General features: G+C 38.8%; 2 protein-coding genes. Both read left to right on the top strand.

The window, feature by feature from the left end:
- The first annotated feature begins 390 nt into the window (after positions 1–390).
- Positions 391–1,206: a rhomboid family protein gene (locus GGR28_RS18790; protein ID WP_183497379.1), complete on the top strand. Its 816-nt coding sequence runs from the start codon at positions 391–393 to the stop codon at positions 1,204–1,206.
- Positions 1,207–1,507: 301 nt separating this feature from the next.
- On the top strand, positions 1,508–2,647 hold the full coding sequence (locus tag GGR28_RS18785; RefSeq protein ID WP_183497378.1) for a hypothetical protein: 1,140 nt from the start codon (positions 1,508–1,510) through the stop codon (positions 2,645–2,647).
- The last annotated feature ends 188 nt before the right edge of the window (positions 2,648–2,835 follow it).

The raw sequence follows: 2,835 nt of genomic DNA, 5'->3' as shown, positions 1-2,835 counted from the left end.
TAGGAGTCGATGAAGGCTTTAAAAGCTGACTAAAGGCTTTTGAAGATCAGGACACTGGTCGGTGAAAGCCGGCCTGCGTTGGCGCCCCCGTTGGGCGCAACCCGCCATTAAAGGCGGGTCAGAACAACATATTGACAACATTTGCATATATAGGAGCAATCTTAGCTTAAAATCTCAAACTAAAGAGTTGATTGTCATAGTAATATGATTACAAAAGTCTTATACAATCTCTGCGACTCAAATAGGTAATAAAAGTTTAGATACAGTGATGATTCTAGATTGCTTTAAATATTAGCCAAGCCTTAAATTTGCGTGAATGTGTGTACCTTTATCGGTAGACATCTAAATTTTAGCCTAAATCTGTTCAAAGAACAGAATGATTGATTCATTATGATATCACAAGGAATAGCCGGAACGTTAATTCTTATATTTACTGGGTTAATTACCTATTTAGGTTTAAGCCGAAAAAGCTATCAGGATGAGTACAAGCTTGATGTAGATGAGATACTCATAAATAAAGAGTACCATAGATTATTTTCATCAGGATTCCTTCATGCGAATTGGATTCATTTTGCATTTAATATGGGTGCGTTGATTTCTTTTTCCCTGAGCCTTGAAATGGTTTTTGGGGTCCGAAATTTTTTGTTAGTCTATTTCTTATCTTTGTTAGGCGGAAATGTCTTTGCGTTGTTTATTCATCGCAATCATGGTGACTACACTGCAGTTGGCGCATCTGGAGCGGTGAGCGGAGTCATTGCATCATCTATCTTATTGTATCCATTTAGTGAGATTGGTCTTTTGTTCATACCGATCAGTTTCACAAGTTGGATCTTCGGGTTAGCGCTTATTATAGTTTCTATATTAGGCATAAAATCACAAGCAGATAATATTGGGCACGAAGCCCATCTAGGGGGTATCATTACCGGAATACTGTTGACGGTCGTTCTGCGGCATGAAGTAGTGTTTGCCAACTGGTGGGTGTTGCTTCTGCTATTGCTGCCTATATCTGGATTCATGTACGTAATATTCTACCGTCCAGAGGTATTGATTACGAACAAATGGAATTTCGAAACTCCAAAGATCAATCTTACAAGTAGACGAGAAGTTAGTGTAGACGATGTTTTGGATAAAATTAAATCAGAGGGTTTTAGTGCCTTAACAAAAAAAGAAAAAGAGATTTTACAGAAATCTAGTGAGCAGAGATAGCCTCCAATCTCAATAGATTCTTATATTTTTTAAAGTCTATGCGCCCAACACCGCGCCCAGCGTCAACCGGGGCTGGGTAGCCGCGGTGTTGGTTAGATACTATCAGTGTTCGGGCACGTCGCGTCGTCAATGGCCCGAAAGCTCCCTGCGGTCGGTTTCGGGCCATGCCGCCGCGCCGCCCCCTCGTGGGTGGGTTGAAGTTGGTTGGGTTCTACGAAGAATGCCCCGGCTGCGTGGGCGCCCCCGTTAGTCGCAATCAAGGTACACCATACTCCTATCACGGTAAATCTGATAGCAAATAATGAAAAACGGAAAGAAACACTATACTGTAAATTACCCAGGATTTATTGGACTCCAGGATAATTCAGAATACACTATCTCATTAAACGGAAAATTTTATATAGTAAAAATTGTGTCTAAAAGCCTCCCCATTGTAGTTAGGGAATTCGATAATGAATTCGTTGTTAAAAATACTAAATTCATATTACCTCGGGATGGTGATCAGCTAATTGATATCACATTGAAAAAAGACATATCGCCTTCTTTTAGTGAGGCAGCACAATTAATTGATAAAGACGAGTTCTACTTTATCATAGATTCGGAAGAACAAAACACAAGAACATATTCAAATACATATTACACTAAACTTTATTTAAAATTTGAAGTAGATGATATAGATGATGATGACGAAAGCAAACGACTATTTTGGAAATACTTACATAATTTTGTTCAAATGTATAAAAGGGCCTCGGATGATTTTATACTGCAGTTTTCGGAAACTTTTCACAAAAACGCAATACTTATTTATGAAACAACGTGGGAATATAGCGATTCTGATTTACAGTTTGAAGAATTGGAACGATTAGAATTTACTAAACACAAAGGTTTTTTTAAGCCAAGTTTGTCAACAGTAAGTTTAGCCGATTATAGAACAAATACGCCATCAGCTCACTACGATCTTGAAGATAACACTAAAGCTTTAAAAGAAATTACCCAAAGTGAGTATGAGTATAACGACAATGAAGACTGGTCAGTCGACTTGTTCATCAAGGCTAAAGAAGAACTATTTCATAATAAGAATTATAAATATGCGTTACTAGACTCATTTATATTCATTGAATCGTTAGTAGGAAGCTTAGTAACTAGCGCAAAGATTGAACGGGGTCTATCTAAGTCGACAATAAAGAACTATGAAAAAGATATTGGCATTAGTTATCAAATAAACATAGAATTACCACTACTATTCCCAAGTTTTGTGGGAGAAAACAAGGCAATAATATCCGACCTAAATAAAATACGGAAAATTCGAAACGATATAGTCCATAAGGGGAAAGTGGTAACAGGAGAAGAGGCTGCTATCGCAATCAAAACAGTTCAAAAATTTGTAGATATTATAAATAAAAATGCGACTAACATTGCGCCATCGTCAAGCCGGCGGTAAGGCTTTCGGGTGGCGATAAAGCTTTAACGGCTAAAAAGGGAAGCTCTTGATCCGTAAAAGTTGGCTGGTGAAGCCGGCCTGCGCTGGCGCCCCCGTTGGGTGCAACTAGGGCGTATCTCAGAGGGAATTCCTGGGGGTTGTGATTATTCAACTAATGAAGCTGATCCCCGATCGATGAGCTTTTCTCC

Source organism: Neolewinella aquimaris, from assembly GCF_014197245.1.
GTDB lineage: Bacteria > Bacteroidota > Bacteroidia > Chitinophagales > Saprospiraceae > Neolewinella > Neolewinella aquimaris.
The sequence above is the reverse complement of the archived record's forward strand: the minus strand, read 5'-3'. Positions and strand labels throughout refer to the sequence as shown.